Raw genomic sequence first — 2,657 nt, forward strand, 5'->3', positions numbered from 1 at the left:
AGATCAGCATCCAGCAATATCTCCTTGCCTGCCGCGAGGACAAGTCGATGTATGCCTCGGCGCCTGAACGGATGGTCGAGGCGATCGGCGAGCCGAACCTGGTCGACACCAGCAAGGATGAGCGGCTCGGCCGTATTTTCTCCAACCGGACCCTGAAAGTGTACCCCTCCTTCGCCGATTTCTACGGCATGGAGGATACAATCGAGCGCATCGCCGGCTATTTTCGCTATGCGTCCCAGGGGCTCGAGGAGCGCAAGCAAATCCTCTATTTGCTCGGCCCGGTGGGCGGCGGCAAATCCTCCCTTGCCGAGCGGCTGAAGAAGTTGATGGAACAGCGCCCGATCTACACGCTGAAGGTCGGCAACCAGGTCAGCCCGGTTTTCGAATCGCCGCTTGGCCTTTTCCATCCCGATCGCATGGGCGACCTGCTGGAGGATAAATACGGCATTGCACGACGCCGCTTGAATGGGCTCATTTCGCCATGGGCGGCCAAGCGCCTCGACGAACTTTCCGGCGACATTTCCAAGTTCAGCGTCGTCAAGCTGATGCCGTCGCGACTGCGCCAGATCGGCATCGCCAAGACCGAGCCCGGCGACGAGAACAATCAGGACGTCTCGGCCCTGGTCGGCAAGGTGGACATCCGGCAATTGGAAAACTTCAGCCAGTCCGATCCGGACGCCTATTCCTATAGCGGTGGACTGAACCGGACCACCCAGGGCCTGCTTGAATTCGTCGAAATGTTCAAGGCGCCTATCAAGGTCCTGCATCCGCTGCTGACGGCTACCCAGGAAGGCAGCTACAACGGCACCGAAAATTTCGGCGCCTTTCCCTACCAGGGGATCATCGTGGCCCATTCCAACGAGTCGGAATGGCTGCAGTTCAAGAACAACAAGAACAATGAGGCTTTTCTCGATCGCATCCTCGTCGTCAAGGTGCCGTATTGCCTGCGGATAACCGAAGAGCGGCAGATCTACGAGAAACTGTTGCGGGAGAGCGAATTGGCCGCCAGTCCCTGCGCTCCAGAGGTGCTGGACATCCTCAGCCGGTTTACCGTCTCGACCCGCTTGGCCGAGCACGACAATTCGCCGCTCTACACCAAGATGCGCGCCTATGATGGCGAGAACCTCAAGGAAGTCGACCCCAAGGCAAAGTCGGTTCAGGAATATCGGGACGCCGCCGGCGTAGATGAGGGCATGGCAGGCGTCAGCACGCGCTTTGCCTTCAAGATCCTGTCGCAGACCTTCAACTACGACACCGAAGAGGTGGCCGCCGACCCCGTGCATCTCATGTACATCCTGGAGGAGGCAATCAAGCGCGAACAGTTTCCGAAGGAGACGGAAGCCGCCTATCTGGAGTTCATCAAGTCCGAGCTGGCCGCGCGGTATGCCGAATTCATCGGCCATGAGATCCAGAAAGCCTATCTGGAATCCTACAGCGAGTACGGCCAGAACCTTTTCGACCGCTACATCGCCTATGCCGACGCTTGGATCGAAGACCAGGACTACAAGGATCCCGACACAGGCCAGATCCTCAACCGCGAGGTTTTGGACAACGAGCTTTCACAGGTCGAAAAACCGGCCGGCATCGCCAATCCCAAGGACTTCCGCAATGAGGTGGTGAAATTCACCCTGCGCGCCCGTGCAAGAAACCATGGCCGCAACCCGGCGTGGACAAGTTACGAAAAGCTGCGGGAAGTCATCGAAAAACGCATGTTCGGCCAGGTCGAGGACCTCCTGCCGGTGATCAGTTTCGGCTCCAAGCAGGACAGTGTCACGGAAAAGCGGCACAATGAATTCGTGCAGCGGATGGTCGAGCGCGGCTACACCGAGCGGCAGGTGCGTCGCCTTGTGGACTGGTACATGCGGGTGAACAGGGCGGGTTAGAGAACCCGGATGGTTCCATGCCGATCTTCATCGACCGCCGCCTGAACCCTAAAGACAAAAGCCTCGGCAATCGCCAGCGCTTCCTGCGACGCGCGCGCGAGGAATTGAAACGCAGCATACGCGATCAGATCCGCACCGGCAGGATCGCCGACGCGGATTCCGAGCATGCCGTGCGCATGCCCGAAAGAGGCACAAGCGAGCCGAGCTTCAACAACGCCCGCGACAGCGGCAGGCGCCAGCACATCTTGCCGGGCAACAGGCATTTCTCCGCTGGAGACCTGATCCCCAAACCCGGCGGGGGCGGCGGGGGAGCATCGTCGCCGGGAAACAAGGCATCTGAAGACGACTTTCGTTTCGTGCTGTCGCGCGAGGAAGTGCTCGATCTTTTCTTCGAGGATCTCGAGCTCCCGGACATGGTCAAGCTCAACCTCAAGGAGATCCTTGCCTTCAAGCCGCGCAGAGCCGGCTTCGCCGCCACAGGTTCGCCGACCAACATCAATGTTGGCCGCACAATGCGCAACAGCCACGGCCGCCGCATTGCGCTGAGGCGCCCCAAGCAGGTCGAACTGGATGCGATCCTCGAGGAAATCGCCTCGCTCGAGTCGACGCCATCCAGCGCCGAAGCGCGCCAGCGTATTGCGGCATTGCGCGAAGAGCTCGACCGGCTGGAACGCCGCCGCCGCCGGATTGCCTATGTCGATCCGGTCGACATCCGCTTCAACCGCTTCGATTCCCGGCCGGTGCCGAACGCCAATGCCGTCATGTTCTGTCTTA

General features: G+C 60.0%; 2 protein-coding genes. Both read left to right on the forward strand.

Annotated features, from left to right (window positions below; genetic code table 11):
• Window positions 1–1,883 (forward strand): PrkA family serine protein kinase (locus tag EN879_RS31380; RefSeq protein WP_127274500.1); only part of this gene is annotated, 1,883 nt, incomplete at its 5' end.
• Window positions 1,884–1,900: 17 nt separating this feature from the next.
• The coding region (locus EN879_RS31385) for a DUF444 family protein (RefSeq protein WP_127274501.1) at window positions 1,901–2,657 on the forward strand (757 nt) is incomplete at its 3' end.

The organism is Mesorhizobium sp. M7A.F.Ca.AU.002.02.1.1, from assembly GCF_003998535.1.
Lineage (GTDB): Bacteria > Pseudomonadota > Alphaproteobacteria > Rhizobiales > Rhizobiaceae > Mesorhizobium > Mesorhizobium ciceri.